The sequence below is a fragment of the Croceimicrobium sp. genome (genome assembly GCF_965228705.1).
Lineage (GTDB): Bacteria > Bacteroidota > Bacteroidia > Flavobacteriales > Schleiferiaceae > Croceimicrobium.
Genome location: NZ_OZ245832.1, coordinates 1382929 through 1406137, shown reverse-complemented (window position 1 = coordinate 1406137; position 23209 = coordinate 1382929). Strand labels below are relative to the sequence as shown.

The window sequence follows — 23209 nt, the reverse complement described above, 5'->3', positions numbered from 1 at the left end:
GGCTACGGGAACCAATTAAATAAAAGAATCCTAAAACGAAAGAAAAACCGGAACATCAGCAAGATGCCTGGTTCCGGTTTTTAAACTATTTACGAATCAGCAGATAAAGCCGACTAATGATAAAGCCTACCATTCCATAGAGGGTGGTAATCATAGATACCTTAAGTCCGCCAGCCAGCATTGCAGAGGAAACACCCCCCATTTGCTCAATACCTTTAAAGGCTTCGAAAAGTCCAATAAGCTGCCCGAGGATTCCCAGGGCCAGGGCTAATAAACCGGCTTCCCGAACCAAGTGGCGGGTGTCTTTACCCTGAAAATGTAAAATCATTGCGATGAACATGGCGATTTGGGCCAGGCTGATCAAGCTCATAAAAAGCGGACCGCCCATGTAAAAAAACTCTAGCATGATAATTTGTTTTTTGTTTGCTTCAAATCACGTTCAAAAGGCCCATTCGCAGCAAAGTCGAAACCCGAAACTAAAAGGTTAAAACCCGTGCTTCCTTGTATACAGAGGGATTTCGCTGCATATTTACAGCGTGAAAGTACTGAAACAAATTTCATTCTGGTTGATCGCTTTGCTGATCATGACCCTCATTTACCAGAGTCTTTTAGGCAGTTTTTCGGCTGCTTTAATGCTGGCTACTTTTCTATTGCCGGGAGCGGCTTTAATGAACTATGGTCTTTTACTTTGGCGAAGGTCTAAAAGCAATTGGCGTTGGCTGCATTTGTTCTACCTCCTGCTTTTTTCTCTTTATCTGGAGTGGTTAGGAATGGTAGGGGCCTATTGGTTTATATTCGAATTGCAATTTGATCGCCTGCCTAAGGTCCTGGTGAATCCCGTTTTTCTTTGGCTGTATATGCTCTTCTTTACCTTGGTTCAGGATCGATTGTTTCGTCCCGCCAAGGCTTTACCAGCAGACGAAAAGGGTCCTTTATGGTTCGAATTAATCTCGGATCGTAAGCAAATTAAGATCGATCTGCGCAAATTGCGGTATATCGAAAGCAAGAATGAGCAGTGCACCTTTTATATGGAGCAGGAGCAGTTTCAAACGCGAGAGCGGATTTCGCAATTAGAGGAGCGTTTGCCGCAGGGCTTTCTAAGAGTCCACCGTTCCTTTATTATTAATCCCGAGCAGGCCCAAAGCATCCATCCCACGGAAGTGAGTATCGGAGGAACTGAAATCCCGGTTTCACGATCTTATAAAGCTCGGGTGCAAGATTTTCTAAAGCAGATCGAGGCTCGGTCGCTTAATGCTGAATAAAAGGCTTATAATCAATTTTAATATCGCGCTCGGGGGCAGATTGCACAAAATCATCAATCACCTCCTGAATATCCATATCAATAAATTCAGCCCGACGGGCATCAATGGTTACTTCGGCTCCACTGTGTACCTTTTCTAAATGATCGAGGATTAGTGCCTTATTGAGGAAGGAAACGTCTTTATTGAGACGAATAAGGATTTTATCTTCACCCAAATTCTCAAAGTGCACCGCACTGATGAAATTCGATTTTAGGATGTAGAAGACCATTACAACCAAACCGATGCCGATGCCAATAAGCAGATCCGTTAGTAGGATGGCCACAATGGTAACCACAAAGGGAATAAACTGATTGAGGCCTTTTTTGTACATAGACTTAATCAGGGAGGGTTTTACCAGTTTATAGCCCACCACCAATAAAACAGCTGCCAGGGCAGAGAGGGGAATGAGATTCATGATATCGGCCAGGAAAATGATGCTAAGCACAATCCATATACCGTGGAAGATAGCGGAGAGCTTGGTTTGAGCTCCAGAACTAATATTCGCGGAAGAGCGCACAATAACTGCGGTAACGGGTAAACCTCCCAGAAGTCCGCTCAGCATATTTCCTACTCCTTGAGCTTGTAGCTCGCGATTAGCAGGGCTTATCCTTTTCTTGGGGTCGAGTTTATCTGCGGCTTCAATGCTGAGGAGGGTTTCTATACTGGCCACCAATGCAATGGTAATGGCGATAATATAGATATCGGGATTGCTGAAATGCGACCAATCCGGAAAACTGAATTGCTCCCATAAACCACCTAAATCCTCACTGGTGGGGATACTTACCAGGTGCAGGTCTTGCAAGGCCCATTCGGGTTTGTAGAGCCCAAAAAGCGCATTGAGGCCCACACCACTAATCACCGCAATGAGGGCGGGGGGAATGATTTTAAATATGGAGAAACGCTTAAAAAATTGGGTGTCAAACAGAATAAGCAGAGCCAGAGCGACCAGGGTAATGATTACCGCACCCATGGCTGGGTTTTGGATGGCCATTACAATTTCGGTGAAGGTATTTTGATCGTCGAATTGAATAAAGGAGGTATCGCCTTCATAATCCTTATCATCACCCAGGGCATGGGGAATTTGTTTGAGGATTAGGATCAGACCAATGGCGGAAAGCATGCCTTTTATTACAGCGGTAGGGAAGTAATAGCCAATGACACCAGCTTTGAAGCTGCCCAATAAAAATTGAATGATTCCTGCAAATACAACGGCAAGGAGGAAGGCATTAAAGGTAGGTAAGGAGGTAATGGCATCTAAAACGATAGCGGTTAAACCAGCCGCCGGACCACTAACACTCAATTGAGAGCCGGAAAGACTCCCTACCACAATACCACCTACTAAACCGGCTATTAAGCCAGATAGAGGTGAGGCGCCAGAGGCCACGGCAATACCTAAACAGAGAGGCACGGCGACCAGGAATACAACGAGGGAGGCAGAGAGATCTTCTTTGAGAAATTTAAAGGTCATGCTTGCTAATTGAAGCCTCTAAGCTATGAAATTGCAAAATGCCTTGGCGGGGCTAGGGAATTAGTTTTACTTTTGCAGCCCTAAATTAATTGGGAAGACCAAGGTCGCGTAGCTTCTCGATAATATCGAGACAGGCAGCTTCGCCTCGCGACTCTTTAGAAATAAGGTCGCGTAGCTCAGCTGGATAGAGCATCTGCCTTCTAAGCAGACGGTCACAGGTTCGAATCCTGTCGCGATCACTTAAAGATCAAAGGCTTGAAGATTTTTTTCTTCAAGCCTTTTTTCATTTGCACAGGATTCGCACAGAAATGTGTTTAAACTAACTTTCCTGTTCTTAGTGATTACCAACTCTTCTAACACACCAGATCTGGCAAACATATACGTGCTTGTCTATCAACGAAATATTCTTCAATTTCACATCCTGCACCTTCTGCCATTGAGGTAAAAACCGACTGTGGATATTTGAACGTGTTGACCGTCACAAAGCGTTGCCCCTTCAATATTCGGAATTCTCGTTCGTTGAATGAGAAATTTTGATTGGCGGTTGAGGTCGCACAATGTTGAAGCGCGTGTGCTTTGGAGTTCCAGATCATTTCATGTGTCCACGCTTTTGGTGAGAAATCACCGTAAGCGATTTTATCAACGTCATACATGATCCCGGTTACAAACTCCGACCAGATCGGGCTGTTATATGCTTTCTGGATAGAAGGCACGTCCTCATTTGCGTCAAAGCTAGGCAGAAAGTGGTTTCCCTGCCCCAGCATTGATTTCAGATGCTTGAGCCGCTTCACAATTCTTGCGTGCGGAAACTCTTCACCTTCTTTCAGTTCGAGGTTGGTAATGGTTGATCCGAGCATTAGCCCCATCCGCTTTATCCCCGGAAGGTCAAGTTTCTCATGAAAGAAGTCCCCGTTGATTGACACAAGGTTCAACTCAGGCTTATGACTTTTTAAGTCGCTCTGCGCGGCTTTTAAGAAATCCTCAGAGAGATCAATACCAACATAGGTTTTGATCCCGCGCATGGTATTAAGTAAAGGAATGACTTTTTGGTTTAGCGCCTGTCCGTCGCCGACACCAAAATCAACCAAAGTGTCTACGTTCTTCAGGTTCTTGCCGATTGCTTTTGCTGAACGCTGTATCAGCGCGATTTCATTGGAAAGTACATAGTAATCGGGATGTGTCTTGATGAACTCATGCCAGAGTTGAGACCCGGATTTCGACAGGCGCGGGGTATCGCTGTAGAGCCACTTTTCAACATGGCCACCGCGCTTCCCAGAAAACAGATCAATGACATCTTTCTTAAACGGGGTCACTGGATTGCTCCCACATCATTTCAAAATACTTACGCTGTGCGTCGGCAGACTGCGCGTTTTCAACGATCAGTACTGTTACCGGGTCTTCAAAATGAATTTCAGCTTTCTTGTTTCCATAGGTGTACGTGGGGACATTGCCGAAGTATTGGGCTGGGAGTTTGCGGTATTTCGCGTAGTCAGATGCTAGGAAATTATCGTCGCCTTCCTGAACCAGTATTCTAAAGCTCAGGTTATTGACCTTCGACATCTTGCTTAGATAATCGTCTCCATAATCACCAAAGAGCTTTTGGAATTTGCTTTCATCCACATTGGTTACACAAACATCCCCGCCGTTCTTGACGGTTTCATAAACGTCATACATGAAGGCTTTGAACCCATCATACCCCTTGTAGGTTCTCAAGCTTGTCTTGCGTTTAACACCGTCATTGTCAAGGAACTCAATTCCCCGACTGTCATAGAAGTTTTCAAGCTTCTCTAGAAAGCGTGCGGTAGGATTGTAGGTTTTATTTGGGTTTTCAAAGTTAGACAGCTTTGATTGTTCCAAGCCTGTCAGTTTCCCGACCTCCGCCTGAGTGATTGGAGCAAGCAATGCTCTTGCTGCTCTGGCTTGTGCTTTTGATATTGGCATTATTTATAGCATCCTGTACCTATTTTTTATCACTTATATCGTTTTCGACATATATAATCAAGTTTTTCTTGACATCCCTCTACGACACCCATTAGATATGCCTAAAACAACATAGAATATAACTGTGTGAGGGAAAAATGACTGCGTATGTACCCCTGCGTGGCGAGGTTGAACTTTGCCTGCGCACCCCCTGTGACCGGGATTCGGTTGAAGGGCTATATTTAAGATTGAAGAAGCGCTTCTCTTTGTCGCTTGCTCTGGAATTTCTAAAGCTCATGGCTCTGGCGCATTGCATGCGGGCCTGCCGCAAAGAATTTCTCTTAACCGTAGAGGAATACAAAACGGCCTATGGCCGCAGATATACTCTTCTTGAAGGGAAATACCATCAGGATATGGGGCTTTATCTGCGGTATCGCCTCGAATACCGAGAGGCAAAACACAATTTCTTTGGCATCTTCAATCGGTTGGAGAAAGCGGCATGAGTGAATTGCAAGCCCTTTCTGAGTTTCATCGCAATCTGGGTCGACTCAAAATGGACAGTGATCTTTGGCGCATATACTCAGTGCCGCTTATCCGCGAGCTGAAGATATTGGAAAATCGCGAAGCTCATCTGTTCGATGCAACATTGGAAGCCCGATATAAACACGAATATGGTGAACATAGCTTCCCGCAATTGCCGAAAGCCAGAATTATGGTACGGCATAAATCCTATGAAATCTATATCCGTGTGATGGATAGCTACCTAGAGGATATAAAGCAAAGACAGGAATTTCTAGCCAAGGAATTTGGAGGACCAGAATAAGGTTCCTCTGAATGGGTGCATTTTCTTCCCGATTTTCTCCCCACCCACACAATGAAGGAATGGAAGCGTGCCCACCACATACTAGCCCCGCGCCTTATGGCGTGGGGTTTCTTTTAGACAGAAAACGATTAGAACATCTGTTGGCTTTTCAAGTATTTGATCATATCAACAACACGATCACGTTCGGCCTGTGCATCGGCCAAAAATTCCTGAATACGGCTTAATTCAGAAGGGTTTTGTTGTATGTCATTATCAGCCAAATCCTTTTCTAGGGAGTTGCAGGCCTCATCCAATTCTATTAACCGTTCTTCGAGAGAAGGCAATAAGCGCATATTGGGATTGTTCATCATCATGGCGGCGCTTTTCATTCTTTTCTTTAAAGATACTGACTTTGTTATCAAAAAGAATAGAAACGCTCTCGTCATAGCTCCCTGTCTCTGGGTGAAGGTTTTATTTATCAGGAATGTTTTTATACAGGTCCAGCAGATATTTCACCTCTTTGCGATCTGCGCGTTTGACCTTGCCATTTAACCAGTTATAGACCGTGGTTTGGGTTACAAGGGGGGGCTCGTTTCGACCTGCACGACGAAGGATATGTGGGATAGTCACACCTGTTCTTCGGATTTCACTGCGTATGGTCATGCAAAGTTGGTCTGATATGACTTCATATCCCTGCTCTTCATTGGCTTCTAAAACATCTATGATATACTTGTAATGATCCATGTTGAGCTTAGGATATCGAGCAAGGATAGAGTGGAAATTGCGCCAATTAAAATCCTTAGGATGATCTGTTCTGGTGTCGAAAAGTCGTTTAAGGCTCAGCCCTGTCTTTTTAAAGGCCGTATTAAGACTTTCGCGCACATCGTCGGTCATTTCGATATACACTTCATCCCTGTTCGGCAACGCCTTCCATGTTTTGACGACATAATCTAGAATAGCGCTTTGTGCCGAGCCAGTTTTTCCCGACATCCACGCATTGATCATCGTACTATTGAGCTTTTCAGGTACATTCTTTCCGCCTCTCAGTAGTGCCGCCGCGCTCATCCCTGTACGGGTACGTTCGGCTTTAAGCTCAGCGATGATTTCTTGTGTAATTTTAACCTTTTCCGGCTTTTTTCTCATGGAGCCATTCTAGCAGGAAAAAGCATAAAATTTTAAATAAATTTAGTTCAAAGGTTCCGTAAAAGTCACAATATTTTAAGCCCAACCCAGTAGACTTTAAACTATAGCACAAGACCTCGTAAGAAGGTCACGGGTATTTAGGGAGTATATAAATGAGTGGGTTCACTAAAGGGGACTTAAAATCTGCGTTTGCGGCAACGGGCATCGCCTATGATGCGCCAGAGCTTCCACAGGTAGAGCAAACGCTTGACCCCATCCAGAATAATTTCATTGTTGATGATACTGTTGATGCATATGCGGCAAGCATAGATGGTGAGGCTGTCGAAATCCTGAAACGCGCCAATGAAAAGGCCGAGCAGCTTGAAACCAAGCAAAAGAATTTCTCCTTTACTGAAGGTGGCAACGAGGCCGCAGGCCTTCAAAAAATCGCACAAGATGCCGCAGGAATAAACTCAGCACGCAAAAAAGAAGAAGAGAAAAAGCGTACCCGCAGGATGGAAATGATGCTTGCCCTTGAAGCATCCCGCGAGGCTCTTGAAAAAACACTGGCAGATCTGGAAGAATTCGGTGTTAAAATTGACCTGAAGATCCTTTCCTTGGAACAGGAAAAAGCTGAAAAGCTGGCTCAAATTGAAGAAATTGACGCTATTCAGGACAATATCAGGCTGATTAAAAACGGAGGGGAGCCAGAGCTTGATGAAGACGGCACATTGAAGGATAAGGCTTTGGAGCGCGTAATACAAGACCATGAGAAAAAGACTGGTAAGCCTGTAGACCGTGAAAACCCATCCCTTTTGTTGGCGATTATGGAGCAAAGCTTGCCGGACTACCCTGATAAGACCCTGCTGAACGATCATGTAAATGAGATTGACCAGAACTTGCAAGAATTACATACCATGAAAGGGGATAACGATGCCCTGATTGACGAGGGTCATGCCTTGGAAGACGAAGGAGCAAGACTGGAAGAAAACGGTACGCCAGAACAAATCGAGGACTATCAGGAACGCTCTGAGGATTATCAAGAGAGAGCTGATTTAACAATTAATGATAAGGATAAGAGGCTAGACATTATCGCTTCGAGACAAGCTGCTCGTGAAGCTTCATTAAAAGACAACACAACTCCAGAAAATACAACGTCTGCTCAGCCCGTAGCCACCATGTCTTTTTCTATGGATTAAGATAAGTTACCGATCAAGCGCAGTGTAGGATTGTGTTGGTCTGATACCAGTCGCCTTGATAGAGGCCTCACTGATCTTTCCTTCAATGAATGCTTGAATATCCGTGTTTTCAGGCAGTCGAACAGATTCCGCATCATGCTTCCCTTCAACATACCACCACTCTCCATCTGAATACTTTGTTAGGATCCCTAAAACACTCTCGCCTGAGTAAAATGCTATTTTTTCTAATGCCTTATCATCAGCTCTGGGGTCAAGATCACTCAACACAAAGAGCATATCCTCAATGCCTGCCGCATCCATGTTGTTAATAGCTTGCTTGGTCATAAGGAAGGTTTGCCCCATTTCCGAACCCTCAAGCCCTACAATCACAGGGTGTGCATCCGCACTATCAAGAACAAAATCAACAGCGGCAATATGCCCCTGTCCACGCAGATTATAGCCCTTGGCAGTTTTCAGGTTTGGCATTTCATTGGCTGTTGCAGTATCTGCATTTTCATTGAAAGAAGCCGTTTTTGAAGATGTCACAGAAGGTGTTTCCGGCACACCTTCATTCAAGGCATACAAGTCCTGCCCGTCACCATTCGGCGCAGACTGTTGCTGTGCAAGTGCCTTGCCGCCGAAAACCGACATAACAACCACATTCGCACCAATAAATGTCTTTTTCAGAAAGTTCTTCATCTTCAAATCCATTTCTACTGTGTTTTTATACCATGTTATGCTTGTAAGTTGCAACAAAACCATACAAGGGTGTTAATTTTTTAAGATTTAAGGCATTTATGCCACAAATATACGAAAGAGGCATATATGCCGTAAATTTAATTTAGGCAAATACCGTCTTTGGCGCCATGAATGATGATGAAATCTATAATGCGCGGATTGAAGCCATCGCCAAACGGATTAAGGACTTAAGAATTCAAGCTGGCTATAGCAGCTATGAAAAATTTGCTTTAGAACACAACCTTGATCGTAAACACTATTGGCGTATGGAAAGTGGTCAAAATATCAGCATGAAAAGCCTCTTTAAGCTGCTCGACATCCACAACATCACCATTCAGACCTTTTTTGAAGACACTCATCTGCCAATTGGATAAATTGTCTTTCCTACTGTAGGTTGTAGTTATATCACTCCTTTTCCCTTTGAACTTCCCCAAAGCTAGCAGAGGCCGGGTTTAGCCCAAGCAATGCTCCGCTCTCGCGAATTCCTACTTGTGCCACCCCTGATCCCTCTGCTGTTGCAGGGTCATTATCAATAGAAAATGGAGCAGATAATGAATACATTACCTCAGCAGCTAAAAGAGCAATTAGAACAGATTACTAGACGGAACCCCAAAAGCCTTCGGGCTGCGGTTGCAGCAGAAGCGTTGGAGTATGACAACATAGAGAATTTCTTTCACGATTTACTTCATTATGGCTGTATAAGCGGGGTGGTTAGTTCCTTGATCTATTACAAAGACACCCATGCGTTCTATGATGCTCACTATCATGAAATTGAAGATCTACGCTACGAATTGGAACAAGAAATGGGGCAGCCCTTACAACCACAAGGTGATCTTAAAAACTGGTATGCATGGCTTGGCTTTGAAGAAACCGCTCGAAAAATGATGTATGAATTAGGCATAAACAACTGAAGTTTATTTAATGAAGTTCTAAAAAAGTCCTCCCTTTCCATACGATGATAGGAAAGTATTCCTTTTTTCTTGACATTTCTTTTTTATGGCTTTAGCACAGCGCCCTTCATCAAACTTAACGAGAGGGATTGTTTATGAACAATACATTATACTACGGTGAAATTGTTGCCAAAATATCAGGCCACCTTGCATCCGACCCATTCAATGCTGAGCGCATAGAAGCATTTATGGATCGCGTTGAGGCAGAAAGGGGCGAAACAATCTGGGGGCTGTGCGCTGAAGCTGCAAGAATTTTTGAAATTGTTGAAGATCAATGTGACACTTATTTCATCGATTGGATGAATGCGATTGATCATTATTCACAATCTATTAAAGATCAGTTGCTCGATAAAAAGAAGCCGGAAGCCATTGATCTTTTCAATATGTCAGTAAAGAGCATAAGAGCTATACAAAGCGATCAATTAGAACTTTAACTGCTCAGAAATTCCACCCAAATTAAATTTGAAAATAGAGCACCGGGATTGCTTGCCGGTTGTGGGGCTGTCGGTGCTCTATTTGCCGTTTTCGTTTTGAGGGATTTCCTCCCTCACCCTGTCAAACTCGAAGTCTGGCCTCATGAATAAAATGCGGGCGCATGCGTCCTATTTTTTTCACTCATCTCAGACCAAGAACCTGCGAACAGGTTTTCTTCATTTGACAGGCCGTACCCTCCTTTATTGGTGCATCCAAGGGTTTATGGCGCACCCTGCCACGCTCCGCATGGCTAGGCCGCATAAACCCCTGACCCATTTGAAGGAGAAAGAAATGACACTTCACCCAAATAGAGACCCCTATGCAACTACCCGAATTATGCACCCCGGCAGAGGTTGCAGAATATTTCAAGCTTTTCAAAGACGGCAAACCCAATACCCGCGCTGTAAAGGATCTGTGCAAAGGCGGAGAGATCGACTTTATCGAAATCAGACCTAAAGACATCCGAATTTCAAAACACGCCATCCGAAACTTTATTGAGGACAAAACATGTCAAAGCGCAACAAGGGCATCCACATCAAATATAGAAAAGACCGCAAATGCTGGGAAGTTGTTGAATACATCTCAGGAATGCTTAAGCGGCACGCAACTGGGCTTGGCAGCCTTAAGAGTGCAGAAGAGAAACTTGCAGAAATCATAGTCCTTAGAACAACACCGCAGCAAAACAATAATGAGATCACCCTTGGTGAAATCATGGCTTATTATATCACCGAGCATGTACCGTCACTTGCCAGTCAAAAAACGGCCATCAGGTGCTTTGATCGGCTTATCCCATTTTGGGGAGATATCAAGCTTGAAGACATTAAAAAATCTAAATGCAGGGAATACATTGCTTACCGCAAAAGAGAATTCAAGCAATGGCTGAAGAAGCACAAATACAAGAAGAAGCGAGTATTAACAGATCAAGCTGTTAGACGGGAGCTTGAGCAAATGCAAGCAGCCATTGGCTATGCATACCGCGACAATCTCATAAGCATTTGCCCGCATGTCTGGAAGCCCCAAAAGGGCCAACCGAGAGACCGTTGGATGACTAAAAAAGAAGCAGCGCTGCTTTTAAAGGCTGCACGTGAATATGCACGTGCATCGGATTATCTGGAATTGTATATAAATATCGGCCTTTATACAGGTGCAAGAAGTACAGCTATCCTATCTCTCAAATGGAGGGATGTAGATTTTGAGACAGGCATTATAGACTTCAAAAAGCAGGGAGAAACCCAAAACAAGAAAAAATCCCGTGTACCGATGCCACGCAGGCTTCTACGTAAAATGAAGGAAGCTAGAAAACGTGGAACTCATGATGGATACGTTGTTCATCGCAACCAGCAGCAGATCAAAAGCGTGAAGAACAGTCTTGAAACTGTTTACAAGAGAGCAGGCATAGAAAAAATAACATCCCATACGATGCGTCATACAGCCGCATCATGGATGGTTCAAAAAGGTGTTTCACTCAACAAGGTTGCAAAATACCTTGGCACGACTATACAAGTTATTGAAAACACCTATGGTCATTTGGAACCAGATCATTTAGAGGAAGTAAGGGCTTCTTTCGGGTAACTATTAAAGCTACGATAAACCAATTTAAACATATGCAAAGGCTACGCCCATCCATATTTTGCTTCCAACTCTAGAAAGATGAGAAAGAAAGGTATGGGCCTTTCTTTTTTTATGCATTTTTGCTTTTCCTTAGTATGGTTGTTATATAATCTTATGGATTACACTAGTACCCATGCTTCTTAACTGGGTTTACCAACTGAAGTATGCCCAATGTAGAACTATCGAAATATAAAGATGCCAAAACCTATACTTACAATATCACTATTAAAGTCGGAAGCTGCTGAGTTTTCTAAAATAGAGAGTACATACGATGAGCCATCATTGTACGGTGTTACAGATGGAAAAGCTGTTGGAACATATCTTGAACATAAATTTACTGCATACTTGGCCAACAAGTATCAATATGCACAAGGCAACTCTGCATCAGGAATTGATTTCCCAGAACTTGCCGTAGATATGAAAGTCACTAGTATTAAGCAGCCGCAATCTTCCTGCCCTTACAAGTCTGCCCGTCAAAAGATATATGGCTTAGGCTATAGCTTGTTGATTTTTGTATATGAAAAAAATGATGATAACAACAATCATACTGGTCGCTTGAATATGCAGCATACAATTTTTGTTGATGCAGAGTACACAGCTGATTTTCAAATGACCAAGGGGATACTTAATATTCTAGACAATGACGGGAATGAAGACGACCTAATCGCTTTCATGCAAGATAAAAACCTTCCTGTTGATGATATTGAGGCAAGAAATATTGCGGAAAGAATAATAGCTGAACGACCAGAACAAGGATATTTAACTATATCAAATGCTTTACAATGGAGATTACAGTATAGCCGGGTAATACAAAAAGCTGGAGATATAGAGGGGATTTGGAGAGTATATTAGAATGCAGAGGAGAAAGGTTAAGAATATTTGGGAGTATGGTGATTTTCAAACTCCACAAAGTTTAGCAGAAAAGGCCGTATCTGTTCTTTGTAACACTTCAAACAAACCAATATCTGTTTTAGAACCTACTTGTGGAAAAGGTTCTTTTATATTAGCTGCGGCAAATCAGATTAAATCAGCTAAGCGAATAATCGGTCTTGACATAAATAAATCTTACTTAGAGCATCTCAGGGCACTCTCTACTAATAAAAAAGTGGAAGTTATTCATTCCGATTTCTTTTGCTATGATTGGGAGGCTTTGCTGAAGACCCTGCCCGAACCCATTCTAATTGTTGGAAATCCCCCATGGGTTACGAGTTCTGAATTGGGTCTATTAGGCAGTACAAATTTGCCGAAAAAGTCTAATTTTCAAGGCAGAAAAGGTTTTGAAGCAATTACAGGCAAAAGTAACTTTGATATTTCAGAATGGATGCTTCTCAAGTATCTGGAATGGCTGCAGAATAAAAAAGGAATGATAGCCGTTTTGTGTAAAACAGCTATTGCAAGAAAAATACTGGCTCAATCATGGAAAAATAATTTGAGAATAGGTGATGCTAAAATCTACAAGATTAATGCCTTGAGACACTTTGGTGCTTCCGTAGATGCATGTTTCCTTATAATTGATTGTTCAGTTAACAGAACATCATCAGACTGTAGCATTTATGATAGTCTGGATAACAAATCCCCCTCTTGCACCCTTGGCTATCACGATGGGTTTTTAATTTCAGATGTTGGTTTATATGAATCACATAAATTTCTTTTAGGTACTGATCCTCATTATCAGTGGCGTTCTGGTGTGAAGCACGATTGTTCTAAAGTAATGGAACTCGAAAAGAACTCAGAACTCTTTGCCAATGGTTTTGGTGATTTAGTGTCACTGGAAGATGAATATGTATATCCTTTATATAAAAGCTCAGATCTTAATAAAGATAAATTAAAGTATCGAAAGCATGTTGTGATAACTCAAAAAAAGGTAGGTGAGTCAACTTCAAGTATTGCCAATATTGCTCCTAAAACATGGGAGTATTTGCTCCGTTATTCTGAAAGACTGGATAAACGAGGTAGTTCAATATATAAGAACAAACCCCGTTTCTCCATATTTGGAATTGGAGATTATAGCTTTTCACCGTGGAAAGTTGCCATTTCTGGTTTTTATAAGAGTTTAGATTTCAAAATTCTAAACCCTATAAACGGCCAAGCTGTAATGGTTGATGATACAGTAAATTTCTTGCCATGTTGGACAAAGGACGAAGCTATATTTTTATCAGAAGTTCTAAACTCTACTATTGCAAAAGACACATTAAGATCGATGATTTTTTGGGATGAAAAACGACCCATCACTATTGATATACTTAAACGACTTAACATTCAAAGTATTGCAAAACACTTAGGAAGAGAATCTGAATACAACAGTTTTAAAGCTATTTCTGATTCTCGTTATGCGGACGTTTGAATAAAACTTGCTTTTAGACTTTAGCATCGATTAAGTTCTGTCGGCAGGGTTTTAGTATTTGCCTAATTTCACCTCACCTAATGCTAGCAAGAACATTATAAAACAATCATTACATACCCAGATACGTACCCAAACCTCAGATTAGAAAACACTAAATCGAGTGAAACCCTTAGTGAGCATTGGTGGGCCAGGCCGGACTTGAACCAGCGACCAATCCGTTATGAGCGCCCACTTAAAGTCCATAAATAGCAGAAATACTGGACTTTTGGTAACAAAAAATGACCGTTCATACATACAAAAACGGTTTTTACGTACCCATAACGTACCCAAATCGTTTTTGGCCCAAAGAATTCCATTGCTCATAGCGATTGGCCTTGTATGCAGTAGTAAGCCCCCATAGACAACCGCTTTTTCAACCCACCACATCCCGAAGAGGTCTTAAAGGATGCAATTCTAGCTGCTTGTGCTGTTTTGGCAATGACGTATTTTCCCCTGCCGGCGGCATTCCTCGCGAGGCAAAATACTATGCAAAAACATCCCGGCACACCCTTTTGAACATGCATAAAGACCGCAACGGTTGCGGTTTAAACTCAAAAAAAGGAGTAACTATCATGAGTAACCAACCTGACTATAAAGCCTTCAATGTCGTAAAGCGCAAAGGCCAAGATGATTTCTGGAACCGTCTTGGAGGTGCTTTCAAATTTGAAACCGAAGATGGCCGCGAAGGCATCAGCATCCCAGCTCTAAACATTGTTTTGTTGGAACCAAAGGCTGATGAAAATACTGAAGGACAAATTCAGGAGCAGCCACTTGAAACGACACCAGAAGTTGAGATGTAAATATTATAAAGCGTTTATTCAAATGGCGAGGCTTCGGCCTCGTCATTTTCTTTTTTACCAACTTAAAACTTAATCAGATTTTCTCTCAAAATTCGTCAGTCGCTCAGATCTGAAAAGTCTGTTTTCAGCCCGATTTATACATTTTTTGAACAAGAGGCTGAAAAATTTTTCGCATCAATAAAATCCAATAGGAACCACGTAAAACCATACGGAAAATTCATCTGCGGATCACTTTGACCCTCAATGAATTTGCTCTAACTTCGAGGAAAAGCGCGGGTAGCAAGATATGTTTTTGTAGCCACAAAAACTCTCTTGGCAAGGGGGAGAATCCCCCGTTGCATCCCCCTGAACCGATGTATTGCACCGTTTCAATTTTTGGTTTTACCCGCACGGAAAACAATGGCAAGACCAACCAAAAATATCGAGGAAAAACAATCGGAAGTGCTACGCTTCCGATGTACCCCTTCGGAGAAGAATTCTATTCAAGAGAAGTCTTCTCAGGTTGGACTATCATTGAGTGATTATATGCGCGCAATGGCTTTGGATGGGCAAATCAAAATTCAGCAATCCAAGTATGATTTTGAGCTCGTACACCAGCTTAAAAAGCTTGGTGTAAACATCAACCAGCAAACAAAAAAGCTCAATGCCACTGGTGTTATTCCCATTGAGCTCAAACGGGTGCTACCAAAGCTTGAAGAACTTCTGGATCAACTGTTAGAGGATGTATAGGCATGATCCCAAGAATTGCAAAACGAGGACATTCATTTAAAGGTGCAGCACAATACTACCTGCACGACAAAAATGCACAAACCAGCGAACGTGTGGAATGGACGCACACCTATAACCTGCCCACCGACAATGCCCATAAAGGTTTTGGCTGGATGGCACACACGGCCATGAATGCAGACGAACTCAAACATAAATCAGGCATGGTAAAAACAGGAAGGAAAAGAAAAGCTGGCACCGTCTACAGCTTTTCGCTTTCCTGGCACCCAAAACAAGATCCAACAAAAGAAAGCATGCTGGAAGCAGCTTTTGATACGCTCACCCGTCTAAAACTCCATGAGCAAGAAGCCGTTATTGTTGCGCACAATGATGAACGGCATCCCCATTTGCATGTAGTTGTCAATCTCATACATCCCGAAACGGGAAGGACCGCAGCGCCATCCCATGACCGTCTAACCCTATCAAACTGGGCAGAAAACCTTGAAAGAGACGATGGGGAAATCCTATGTGAGCAACGTGTCATTAATAATCAAAAGCGCAGGGATCAAGCCAAAGAGGACCGTGAACTGGCGCTGATCAAGCACAGGGAAGAAAAAGCCAAACAAGCCCAACTCATACAAGAGCTTTATGCCCGGTCAATTAACAGCATAGATTTTCAGAAAGGGTTAGAAAATCTTGGTTATACATTGGCGAAAGGGGATAGGCGCGGCTTTGTTTTGGTCGATAATGATGGAAAAATAAGCAGCCTTTTACGACAACTTAAAGGTCAGCGTACGTCTGACATTAAGGAGCGTTTAAAAGATATAGAAAAGCTCCCCGATGCAAAAACCATCTCACATCAGAGACGGCATTTTGACCGCGACCAATATGAGACAGCCCGTCAAAAAAATATTGTTGATGCGGCTATAGAGGAAAAAGGAAGGCAACAAAGCAAAAGTGTTGATCAAGAACCCAAAGTAACACCCATTTACGACAGAAAGGGCAAGCCCAGCCATCAGGAATATGATAACAGTCATTTACACAAGCTTGATGCCCTTATGGCTTGGGAGAAAAAGAAAGCCATTTTACAGGATCGCTTATCAAAACAGCAGAAAGATCAATATAAGCCGCAGGAAATCATTGATCAGATCAAAGACCTGAAGACCAATCAAGCACAGCAAAACATCATTAGCAAGCTTTTCGGGAAAGACAACGAATACAAGGAAGAGATCAATAACTTAAACAAAAACCTTGAGAATATTGATATGCGTATTCAAGAGCAGAATGATGCTCTGGACAATAAGATTGAACGGGAAAAGCCCAAATCAGAAGAAGAAATCAGGCGCGAAAGGGTGGCCCAAATTCGGCATAGGATGCAACATCCTGCGCGTGCTGATAATCTTGATAGAGAACCGGGTCGATAGTACTTGTTTGCTTTTTGTATTCATTCAATTGCTTCCACTTAAACTGAATATATTTTGCAAAGAAATTATCCGTTAGCACTCTTAGATAAACGTCCATTATTTCATCATATATTTCACTGGGTATGCCTTCCAATGAGTGATAAAGGCCCTCACTGTCATATATCTCGCGGCTTTTTTGCCAAGCCAAGTTATGGGCTTTGTTAAAAGCCTCTATCGTTTTCTCGACACAACCATCGTATGTTTCAATAAAATCAAGCATGCGAAGCATGTCTCTTTCAAACTCTTCCTCATTTATAGCGTCAGATTTTAATGCGTAGTTGGTATATGAAACAAACTTTTCTAACCGTTCAAGTTCATCATGATCAATTAAGCCCATATTACAGTTCCTTATTCCTTGCTAAATTTGCAGCACAAGCATTTTACCATAAAGTGCAAATTCAATACAAATTATGGATAGAGAAGGGTTTGAGCTTGTTGATGCTGCTTTTCAGCAAGACTTATTTCGGGAATCCCAACCTATCAAGGAAAAATGGGAGGCGCACTATCGCAAGAAAAACTACGATGGGCTTTCCAATGAAGAAAAAGCAAGAGCAAAAGCACAGGATCAAGAACAAAAAACACATAAAATTAAATCTGAAATTGCCCCCATACGCGAAAAGCTGAGTTTTGCACATTTCCCTGATATAGGCAGGGAAGCAGCCTTAGAAAAAGTTGAAAAAGAAGAGCAAAGACAAGAGGTATTAGATAGGATACGGGGCAAGCTAAAAGAAAAAACCAACGAAAAATTCAAAGGGAAGGAACGCTAAGCTTACCTTTTGCTTTTACCAAATCCACCCCTTAACCGTTCTTGGGCTGCCCCCATTCTTTCCTTGATGTATTGAATGCGTTTTTCACGTTCGTTCATATTCTTTTGTCTATTCTCCGAGCTTTGAATCCCACCCGGGGGCTGTGGAGCCATTTGAGGTTGAGGAGTTTCGCGTTGCCGCTCTAACTGCTTTTGCATGGCGCGTGTAACCATTTCGCGCTTTTCTTTTTCCTTTTCCTCAGTTTCTGTGCGCTTGTTTTCTTCCTGCTGATTTTGAGCCTGCCGTTGAAACTCCTCGTTATGCTCCTTCCTTTCTTCTTTCAGATTTTCATTATGCGCCTGCTGATTAAATGCACGGTTGGCATCAGGGGCATTGGGCTTCCAGTCATTTTCCAAATCTGAAGAGTTTTAAAGTTATTTTTTGATATAATCAGGATCAGGGTCATATAAGCCTTTAAACAGCCCTTCTGTTATACCTTTTTCACCAAAAGTCCCTTTCATCCATTCAACGGGAGCGGCATCATAGTATGGGACTTTTTCCAAAACGAAGGGTGCCTTGCCAGATCGTAGAATATATTGTCGTCCTGAATGGGCAGCTACATCAATGGCAACTTCACTTGACGTTCTAAGCTTTGCAATATTGCGATGATGTTCAATCTTCATAGAGGTTTCCAACGCCCGATCCCCAATATGATTGCTTACAAACTCTTTCGTTTCCTCATCTGCCACACCAAATATTTGCACCGCACGGCTATTGGCAATAAAGGCATTGACACTCTTTTTATAAAGGTCTTTTAACCGCCCAAAATCCTGAACAAAAGGCCATAGAACAAGATTATAGCCCGCCATCAAGCCAAAGGCTTTTTCTACTTCTTCCATGCGCCCTAAAGCCAAAAATTCATCCATCAATAAAAGGACAGGCACTTTCGATTTCCCACCTACGGACATTTGATTGATTACCAAATTGATGAACAGGCGTAAAAATCTGTTATGTGTTTGCAGATATTCAGGCGGTAGAATCAGATAAATTGTGGTAGGCTTTTCTTTAAGATCGGAAAATTTAAAAGAAGATTTGCTTAAAGTTTTCTTCATAGCAGGACTAGAAAGCCATTCCGTATGCTTATCTGCATTGGATATTATACTTGAAATCTCATTCGTATTCATTCCGCGGATCACACGGTTGGCAGCATCTATGGGCAATCGCCCTGCCTGCTCATTCAAAGACATATCCGCCCAGAGTTCCACCTGCTCTTCCGGCAACATCGAGATCATATCCCGAAGCATGGAAAGGTTGGGTTCCTCGTATTTTCCTGAGCTTATCAGGTGGCCTATCATTCCTGCTATCACTGTTCGGGCACCATCATCCCAATGTCTTTCCTTTTGGTTTTCATCCGGGACAACCAAAGCTTCTGCAATCACATTGATTTGCTCTCTTATATGAAGAGATTTGGGATCAAGAAATTCAAGGGGATTGATACTGGCTTTATCATCTTTGCCCAACAGATCAAAAGGATCTATCAAATGGACATCATGTCCCATTTCTTTGCGCCTGCGCATAGTAACAGCCGCATTCGTTCCCTTTGGGTCAATAACAAGGGTTGAGCCTTCCCAAAGCAAAAGGTTAGGGATAATGACAGTCGCCCCCTTTCCTGCCCTTGATCCGGCAATGGTCAGCATATGGCGCTCATCCTTCAAACCAATATGCCGAAAAGGATTGTAAAGTGAACGTCCCATAAACAGGCTGTTTTTATGATTTTTAAAGTTATAAGGCCACTCTTCCAATAATCCCGCAAAACGTGCGGAACCACCCAAGCCAAAACGTCCTTGTTCTAAAAACCCTATAAATTTTTCATACTCTTTTCCAAAATCCTGTCTGGAGGTAAAAAAGAAAATAATGACTACCAAGGCAGAAATAGCAATATTTATAGGTTTCCAGCCATTATAAATTTCTTTAAACTCTTTTTGCTTTTCTTTTTCCCATTGATCCAATCGTGTGCTTACTTTTTCCTGTACATAGGAACTATCTCCAAAAGAAGCGACATAAACAGCATTGAGTTTTTTTTGCAAATTTTTCTGCCCGTAGAAATAATCCTGATACTTTTTTGAGAATCTAATATCTTCCTTGGCAGTAGTGCGCATCAAATCAATGTAAACCCATCTGTATCTATTAGGGTTATTTAGTGCATTTTGAATTGAGGCTTTGGATATATCCTTTGTGGAATAAGGCCAAAAATTACTTCGAGGAATAGAGTAAATATTTGAAACGCTTCTAATGTAGGCTTTTGCACCCTTCTCATTTTTCTTTAGTTCATTTTCATAGAAACCGATATGGTGATTCTTGGTCTCTTCGATAGCGTTATGAACAATGTCTTCTTGGGCTAGCTCTTTTGAATCCTCATAATCGCTGTAGAAAATGACAGATGTTATAGTTAGGCTTAAAATAATAAAAATTACTATGAAAGTGATAGGCACAGATATAAGGCTTTGAAACCTCCTGTAAAATTTGGTCGTGGAATACCGTTTGGCAACGGGATAGAGGAAGTTGAAAACAGGCAGCCCGTATTTAATTATGAGGGCAAAAACCACTATCCAGAAAATAAACTTAAATGCGCCAAAAACTGCCTGATCTTTTTCCTTGGTCAGATCGAGAAACCCATCCACCATATTCTCAGTCGGAAGTGAGGGGAGGAGGTCAAGGACAGGACTTAACAACCAGACCAAAAGCCCCAAAAGAATAAACCTAAAAATGAACTTCAGCATTTTGAAAATACTTTAGCGTTTTTGACCCTTTCCCTGATGCTGCCTATCATTTGATCGCTCTGTCATGTTTTCACGGATTTTTTCCTTTCTATGCTCAGACATACCATCCATTAAAGCCTTATCCTGCCCTGAGAGATTTTCTTTTTCATTCAGCCCTTGTTTAAGCTTTTCAGCCAAATCAGGGTGAAATTTCATCAGGCTATAACCCTGATTGAACCGTTTTATATAGATCCTTTCCTTCATAGCTTAAAAAGTTTCTTTAGCGTGTTTTTCGAGATAGTCATTGATCGAATCGCGGTCATAAAGAATGATGCGCGGTTGCGGTTGGGAGAAGCGGACTTTTCCTTCATCTCGCAAACTTTGCATGGTGGTTTTGGACTTCACATTGAGCAAGCGCATGGCCTCTTCGCCATCCACCCATTTATCGTCAAATTTTTCTTTTTCCTTTAGCCGCTCGTAAAGTTCATCCACCAATGCATAAAACGCTTCGGTTTGAAGACAAATTACCTCCATATTGTTAACGGGATTAACATGTGAAAATCGCTTTTGATTTAAAAAATAAATCTAATAAAAAGAGAGGGAAGATGAATGCTTACTAGCCATAATCATTTTTTAGTAAAAATGATCTATTATTGAAAATGAGAGATTATCATGTTGTGCCCCCTTCACTTTTTGCAAAAGCAAATACTTTGTCGGCATAATCATCAACGGTTTTATCTGGAATGGAGTCCAAATAAATCATTGTTGTCTTGGTGTCTTTGTGCCCAAGCATTTGGGAAATAACCTCAATGGGCACTTCTGATAATCTTGCAGACATTGCAAAAGTATGACGTGCCACATAGGAAGTCAGGGTTTCTTTAATGCCGCATTTCAGAGCCAACTTTTTAAGCTGTTTATTATAGACTTTGCGGGACTGTTTTTCATCTTTATACCGATCCTCCATAGACTCACGCCTTAAGATTGGAAAGATGAAGTCTTCATCTGCCTTGTCTTTAGAATAGAATTCAAGGATGGCCCTTAAAAGGTCGTTGATTTTCACATTATAAACTCTGGATGTTTTACTTCTGCGATATCGTACGCGGCCATCAAAAACAAATTTCTTTTGAAGAAAAGCCATGTCTATAAATGACATGCCCTGCATGGCAAAAGAGGCTAAGAAAAAATTACGGGCGTCAAATAGAGGGTCAGTTGGTTCGAGTTGTAGATTTATAATCGATCGCAAATAATCTTGACTTATGGCCCTTTTGGCCGTCTGCTCTTTCTTGATCTTGAAATCGTCAAATGGGTTGGAGTGCTTATCAGCTTCATTAGCTTTTACAGCGCGATTGTAGGTCGCACGTAGCGTACGCATATAATTTCCAATACTGTTAACCTTTATACCTCGTTTAATATTCCACTTCTCAAAAGCTTCGAGAAATTCCAAGGTCAGTTGATTGAAGTATAAATCTTTACCTTCTCCCATATATTTCCTAAGAACGCCCGCCAAACACCCATACACAATAGCATTTCCTATCTTCCCGCGATCCCTTAAGTCACCTTCAATTTTTTGAAGGAACTGAAAAACTGATCCTGCTTTCACTAAGTCTTGAAAATAATTGGGAAGTTCGGATAAAGGAATAGATGAAAGCTCACCAGATATGACCAATTCGTCTAAGTGATTAAGAAGCTCTTTCTTCTTTTTATCACTGGCAACAATGTTCTTTTTCCGCAGGCTATCAATAGTCTTTTCCGCATCAGGTTTCCTGAAAACACTAACAATACATCTTTTCACGTCATGGATTGATAGCGCCCCCAATGTGCCACTTTCTTCCAGTTGAGTAATGACGTTTCTTGCAGTATTCCTTTTGCCTTCTAAAAGATTATTCACACGGGAAACAGAGCCATAGCCCTTATAGCCTTTTTTGATTTCCCTTTTCTTTTCATCCCAAAATTCCTTTGGGGCATTATATCCTGTAGAAATTGGAAGGGTTTGCTCATTGCCACTAATACGCAGAATAATCGGATAGGTTCCATTCTTCTTTTTGTATCTTGTGTCCTGATTTAGAAGTATTTCCATACCTTAAAGATATAAAAAATTTGCACAGGATTTGCACAGGATTACTGGCTTTTAATGGCCTCTATTGAATTTTAAAATTGATAATACACTGATATTCAGTAAATAAATTTCATAGTGGTTCAACGAGATACAAAATCGCACGCCTTCTAAGCAGACGGTCACAGGTTCGAATCCTGTCGCGATCACCAAAAATCCCTTCCGGTGCAACCGGAGGGGATTTTTGTTTTAAGCTCCATGCGCAAGCTCGCTTGCAAGCCTATGGAGCTTAAAACAAAAAGCCAGGGCGACAGCCCGTGGATTTTTGGTGAATGACCATTGAGCCTTATCAGGATCAGCTTGCTAATCCTTTCCAGGCGCAAGCTCCCTTGCAAGCCCAAGGCTAGAAATGAAAAAGCCAGGGCGACAGCCCGTGGATTTTTGGTGAATGACCATTGAGCCTTATCAGGAGCAGCTTGCTAATCCTTTTCCCGGCGCAAGCTCGCTTGCAAGCCAAGGCTAGAAATGAAAAATACAGGGCGCTAGCCCGTAGATTTTTGGTGTATGACCATTAAGCTTTATCAGGATCAGCCTGCTAATCCTGTCCTATCGCAAGCTTAGTTGCAAGCCAAGGCTAGAAATGAAAAATACAGGGCGCTAGCCCGTAGATTTTTGGTGTATGACCTTAAGCTTTAGCAGGATCAGCTTGCTAATCCTTTCCCGGCGCAAGCTCGCT

27 protein-coding genes and 1 tRNA gene are annotated in these 23209 nt (G+C 42.0%); 15 read left to right on the top strand and 13 right to left on the bottom strand.

Going from position 1 to position 23209, the window contains the following annotated elements; all coding sequences use genetic code 11:
* Positions 1–85 precede the first annotated feature (85 nt).
* Positions 86–406: a MotA/TolQ/ExbB proton channel family protein gene (locus ACO05P_RS06415; protein ID WP_421754205.1), complete on the bottom strand. Its 321-nt coding sequence runs from the start codon at positions 404–406 to the stop codon at positions 86–88.
* Between the two features lie 130 nt (positions 407–536).
* On the opposite strand from ACO05P_RS06415, the gene ACO05P_RS06410 reads away from it, so the two are divergent.
* Positions 537–1262, top strand: coding sequence for a LytR/AlgR family response regulator transcription factor (locus ACO05P_RS06410; RefSeq protein ID WP_421754203.1), 726 nt, complete (start codon positions 537–539; stop codon positions 1260–1262).
* Here the strand turns inward: ACO05P_RS06410 and ACO05P_RS06405 are convergent.
* Positions 1249–2769 carry a SulP family inorganic anion transporter gene (locus ACO05P_RS06405; RefSeq protein ID WP_421754202.1) on the bottom strand — a complete coding sequence of 507 codons (1521 nt, stop codon included), beginning with the start codon at positions 2767–2769 and terminating at the stop codon, positions 1249–1251. The genes ACO05P_RS06410 and ACO05P_RS06405 overlap by 14 nt on opposite strands.
* Before the next feature lie 165 nt (positions 2770–2934).
* On the opposite strand from ACO05P_RS06405, the gene ACO05P_RS06400 reads away from it, so the two are divergent.
* Positions 2935–3008: transfer RNA gene (locus ACO05P_RS06400), tRNA-Arg, on the top strand.
* Positions 3009–3122: 114 nt separating this feature from the next.
* Here the strand turns inward: ACO05P_RS06400 and ACO05P_RS06395 are convergent.
* Together ACO05P_RS06395 and ACO05P_RS06390 are read right to left on the bottom strand one after the other, a co-directional pair.
* Positions 3123–4082: an L-histidine N(alpha)-methyltransferase gene (locus ACO05P_RS06395; protein WP_421754201.1), complete on the bottom strand. Its 960-nt coding sequence runs from the start codon at positions 4080–4082 to the stop codon at positions 3123–3125.
* Entirely contained in the window at positions 4069–4710 is a 642-nt protein-coding gene (locus ACO05P_RS06390) for a helix-turn-helix domain-containing protein (RefSeq protein WP_421754200.1), read from the bottom strand. The genes ACO05P_RS06395 and ACO05P_RS06390 overlap by 14 nt, the downstream gene beginning before the upstream one ends.
* A 227-nt stretch (positions 4711–4937) precedes the next feature.
* Here ACO05P_RS06390 and ACO05P_RS06385 point away from each other — a divergent pair, with 227 nt between their 5' ends.
* Positions 4938–5192: a hypothetical protein gene (locus tag ACO05P_RS06385; protein ID WP_421754198.1), complete on the top strand. Its 255-nt coding sequence runs from the start codon at positions 4938–4940 to the stop codon at positions 5190–5192.
* Complete coding sequence (locus ACO05P_RS06380) at positions 5189–5512, top strand: hypothetical protein (RefSeq protein ID WP_421754196.1); 324 nt, start codon at positions 5189–5191, stop codon at positions 5510–5512. The genes ACO05P_RS06385 and ACO05P_RS06380 overlap by 4 nt, the downstream gene beginning before the upstream one ends.
* Before the next feature lie 128 nt (positions 5513–5640).
* Here ACO05P_RS06380 and ACO05P_RS06375 read toward each other — a convergent pair whose 3' ends face one another.
* Positions 5641–5880 (bottom strand): hypothetical protein, encoded by a 240-nt coding sequence (locus ACO05P_RS06375; protein ID WP_421754195.1) that lies wholly within the window; start codon positions 5878–5880, stop codon positions 5641–5643.
* A gap of 82 nt (positions 5881–5962) precedes the next feature.
* Positions 5963–6634: a hypothetical protein gene (locus ACO05P_RS06370; protein WP_421754193.1), complete on the bottom strand. Its 672-nt coding sequence runs from the start codon at positions 6632–6634 to the stop codon at positions 5963–5965.
* 152 nt (positions 6635–6786) lie between these two features.
* Between ACO05P_RS06370 and ACO05P_RS06365 the strand changes: the two genes are divergently transcribed.
* On the top strand, positions 6787–7812 hold the full coding sequence (locus tag ACO05P_RS06365; RefSeq protein ID WP_421754191.1) for a hypothetical protein: 1026 nt from the start codon (positions 6787–6789) through the stop codon (positions 7810–7812).
* A 6-nt stretch (positions 7813–7818) separates the two neighbouring features.
* On the opposite strand, the gene ACO05P_RS06360 is transcribed toward ACO05P_RS06365, so the two are convergent.
* Entirely contained in the window at positions 7819–8502 is a 684-nt protein-coding gene (locus ACO05P_RS06360; protein ID WP_421754190.1) for a hypothetical protein, read from the bottom strand.
* 155 nt (positions 8503–8657) lie between these two features.
* Here ACO05P_RS06360 and ACO05P_RS06355 point away from each other — a divergent pair, with 155 nt between their 5' ends.
* The 9 genes from ACO05P_RS06355 (at position 8658) to ACO05P_RS06315 (ending at position 16876) form a co-directional block, all read left to right on the top strand.
* Complete coding sequence (locus tag ACO05P_RS06355; RefSeq protein WP_421754189.1) at positions 8658–8903, top strand: XRE family transcriptional regulator; 246 nt, start codon at positions 8658–8660, stop codon at positions 8901–8903.
* Positions 8904–9080: 177 nt separating this feature from the next.
* On the top strand, positions 9081–9440 hold the full coding sequence (locus ACO05P_RS06350; RefSeq protein ID WP_421754188.1) for a DUF7222 domain-containing protein: 360 nt from the start codon (positions 9081–9083) through the stop codon (positions 9438–9440).
* A gap of 134 nt (positions 9441–9574) precedes the next feature.
* Positions 9575–9913 (top strand): hypothetical protein, encoded by a 339-nt coding sequence (locus tag ACO05P_RS06345; RefSeq protein WP_421754187.1) that lies wholly within the window; start codon positions 9575–9577, stop codon positions 9911–9913.
* 547 nt (positions 9914–10460) lie between these two features.
* The gene (locus tag ACO05P_RS06340) at positions 10461–11525 is read left to right on the top strand and encodes a tyrosine-type recombinase/integrase (RefSeq protein ID WP_421754185.1); all 1065 of its coding nucleotides are present in this window, start codon (positions 10461–10463) and stop codon (positions 11523–11525) included.
* A gap of 234 nt (positions 11526–11759) precedes the next feature.
* On the top strand, positions 11760–12416 hold the full coding sequence (locus ACO05P_RS06335; protein ID WP_421754184.1) for a hypothetical protein: 657 nt from the start codon (positions 11760–11762) through the stop codon (positions 12414–12416).
* A gap of 1 nt (position 12417) precedes the next feature.
* The gene (locus ACO05P_RS06330) at positions 12418–13908 is read left to right on the top strand and encodes an N-6 DNA methylase (RefSeq protein WP_421754183.1); all 1491 of its coding nucleotides are present in this window, start codon (positions 12418–12420) and stop codon (positions 13906–13908) included.
* A gap of 461 nt (positions 13909–14369) precedes the next feature.
* Positions 14370–14747: a hypothetical protein gene (locus tag ACO05P_RS06325; RefSeq protein WP_421754181.1), complete on the top strand. Its 378-nt coding sequence runs from the start codon at positions 14370–14372 to the stop codon at positions 14745–14747.
* Positions 14748–15146: 399 nt separating this feature from the next.
* Positions 15147–15476 (top strand): plasmid mobilization protein, encoded by a 330-nt coding sequence (locus tag ACO05P_RS06320; RefSeq protein WP_421754180.1) that lies wholly within the window; start codon positions 15147–15149, stop codon positions 15474–15476.
* A 2-nt stretch (positions 15477–15478) separates the two neighbouring features.
* Complete coding sequence (locus tag ACO05P_RS06315) at positions 15479–16876, top strand: relaxase/mobilization nuclease domain-containing protein (RefSeq protein ID WP_421754179.1); 1398 nt, start codon at positions 15479–15481, stop codon at positions 16874–16876.
* On the opposite strand, the gene ACO05P_RS06310 is transcribed toward ACO05P_RS06315, so the two are convergent.
* Positions 16791–17252 (bottom strand): hypothetical protein, encoded by a 462-nt coding sequence (locus tag ACO05P_RS06310; RefSeq protein WP_421754178.1) that lies wholly within the window; start codon positions 17250–17252, stop codon positions 16791–16793. The genes ACO05P_RS06315 and ACO05P_RS06310 overlap by 86 nt on opposite strands.
* A gap of 73 nt (positions 17253–17325) precedes the next feature.
* Between ACO05P_RS06310 and ACO05P_RS06305 the strand changes: the two genes are divergently transcribed.
* Positions 17326–17682 carry a hypothetical protein gene (locus ACO05P_RS06305; protein WP_421754176.1) on the top strand — a complete coding sequence of 119 codons (357 nt, stop codon included), beginning with the start codon at positions 17326–17328 and terminating at the stop codon, positions 17680–17682.
* A gap of 2 nt (positions 17683–17684) precedes the next feature.
* On the opposite strand, the gene ACO05P_RS06300 is transcribed toward ACO05P_RS06305, so the two are convergent.
* The 5 genes from ACO05P_RS06300 to ACO05P_RS06280 all read right to left on the bottom strand — a co-directional run bounded on the left by ACO05P_RS06300 (position 17685) and on the right by ACO05P_RS06280 (position 22497).
* On the bottom strand, positions 17685–18077 hold the full coding sequence (locus tag ACO05P_RS06300; protein ID WP_421754174.1) for a hypothetical protein: 393 nt from the start codon (positions 18075–18077) through the stop codon (positions 17685–17687).
* 18 nt (positions 18078–18095) lie between these two features.
* The gene (locus tag ACO05P_RS06295; protein WP_421754173.1) at positions 18096–20441 is read right to left on the bottom strand and encodes a type IV secretory system conjugative DNA transfer family protein; all 2346 of its coding nucleotides are present in this window, start codon (positions 20439–20441) and stop codon (positions 18096–18098) included.
* Positions 20442–20453: 12 nt separating this feature from the next.
* Entirely contained in the window at positions 20454–20636 is a 183-nt protein-coding gene (locus ACO05P_RS06290; protein WP_421754172.1) for a hypothetical protein, read from the bottom strand.
* 51 nt (positions 20637–20687) lie between these two features.
* A complete protein-coding gene (locus ACO05P_RS06285; protein WP_421754170.1) occupies positions 20688–20954 on the bottom strand; it encodes a helix-turn-helix domain-containing protein in 267 nt (88 codons plus the stop codon).
* Between the two features lie 136 nt (positions 20955–21090).
* A complete protein-coding gene (locus ACO05P_RS06280; protein ID WP_421754169.1) occupies positions 21091–22497 on the bottom strand; it encodes a phage integrase SAM-like domain-containing protein in 1407 nt (468 codons plus the stop codon).
* Positions 22498–23209: the final 712 nt, after the last annotated feature.

Coding starts and splice junctions, on each gene's coding strand:
- ACO05P_RS06415 (WP_421754205.1), bottom strand. CDS start 406: ATGCTAGAGTTTTTTTACATGGGCGGTCCGCTTTTTATGAGCTTGATC.
- ACO05P_RS06405 (WP_421754202.1), bottom strand. CDS start 2,769: ATGACCTTTAAATTTCTCAAAGAAGATCTCTCTGCCTCCCTCGTTGTA.
- ACO05P_RS06390 (WP_421754200.1), bottom strand. CDS start 4,710: ATGCCAATATCAAAAGCACAAGCCAGAGCAGCAAGAGCATTGCTTGCT.
- ACO05P_RS06380 (WP_421754196.1), top strand. CDS start 5,189: ATGAGTGAATTGCAAGCCCTTTCTGAGTTTCATCGCAATCTGGGTCGA.
- ACO05P_RS06375 (WP_421754195.1), bottom strand. CDS start 5,880: ATGAAAAGCGCCGCCATGATGATGAACAATCCCAATATGCGCTTATTG.
- ACO05P_RS06370 (WP_421754193.1), bottom strand. CDS start 6,634: ATGAGAAAAAAGCCGGAAAAGGTTAAAATTACACAAGAAATCATCGCT.
- ACO05P_RS06365 (WP_421754191.1), top strand. CDS start 6,787: ATGAGTGGGTTCACTAAAGGGGACTTAAAATCTGCGTTTGCGGCAACG.
- ACO05P_RS06360 (WP_421754190.1), bottom strand. CDS start 8,502: ATGGATTTGAAGATGAAGAACTTTCTGAAAAAGACATTTATTGGTGCG.
- ACO05P_RS06355 (WP_421754189.1), top strand. CDS start 8,658: ATGAATGATGATGAAATCTATAATGCGCGGATTGAAGCCATCGCCAAA.
- ACO05P_RS06350 (WP_421754188.1), top strand. CDS start 9,081: ATGAATACATTACCTCAGCAGCTAAAAGAGCAATTAGAACAGATTACT.
- ACO05P_RS06345 (WP_421754187.1), top strand. CDS start 9,575: ATGAACAATACATTATACTACGGTGAAATTGTTGCCAAAATATCAGGC.
- ACO05P_RS06340 (WP_421754185.1), top strand. CDS start 10,461: ATGTCAAAGCGCAACAAGGGCATCCACATCAAATATAGAAAAGACCGC.
- ACO05P_RS06335 (WP_421754184.1), top strand. CDS start 11,760: ATGCCAAAACCTATACTTACAATATCACTATTAAAGTCGGAAGCTGCT.
- ACO05P_RS06330 (WP_421754183.1), top strand. CDS start 12,418: ATGCAGAGGAGAAAGGTTAAGAATATTTGGGAGTATGGTGATTTTCAA.
- ACO05P_RS06320 (WP_421754180.1), top strand. CDS start 15,147: ATGGCAAGACCAACCAAAAATATCGAGGAAAAACAATCGGAAGTGCTA.
- ACO05P_RS06315 (WP_421754179.1), top strand. CDS start 15,479: ATGATCCCAAGAATTGCAAAACGAGGACATTCATTTAAAGGTGCAGCA.
- ACO05P_RS06310 (WP_421754178.1), bottom strand. CDS start 17,252: ATGGGCTTAATTGATCATGATGAACTTGAACGGTTAGAAAAGTTTGTT.
- ACO05P_RS06305 (WP_421754176.1), top strand. CDS start 17,326: ATGGATAGAGAAGGGTTTGAGCTTGTTGATGCTGCTTTTCAGCAAGAC.
- ACO05P_RS06295 (WP_421754173.1), bottom strand. CDS start 20,441: ATGCTGAAGTTCATTTTTAGGTTTATTCTTTTGGGGCTTTTGGTCTGG.
- ACO05P_RS06290 (WP_421754172.1), bottom strand. CDS start 20,636: ATGAAATTTCACCCTGATTTGGCTGAAAAGCTTAAACAAGGGCTGAAT.
- ACO05P_RS06285 (WP_421754170.1), bottom strand. CDS start 20,954: ATGGAGGTAATTTGTCTTCAAACCGAAGCGTTTTATGCATTGGTGGAT.
- ACO05P_RS06280 (WP_421754169.1), bottom strand. CDS start 22,497: ATGGAAATACTTCTAAATCAGGACACAAGATACAAAAAGAAGAATGGA.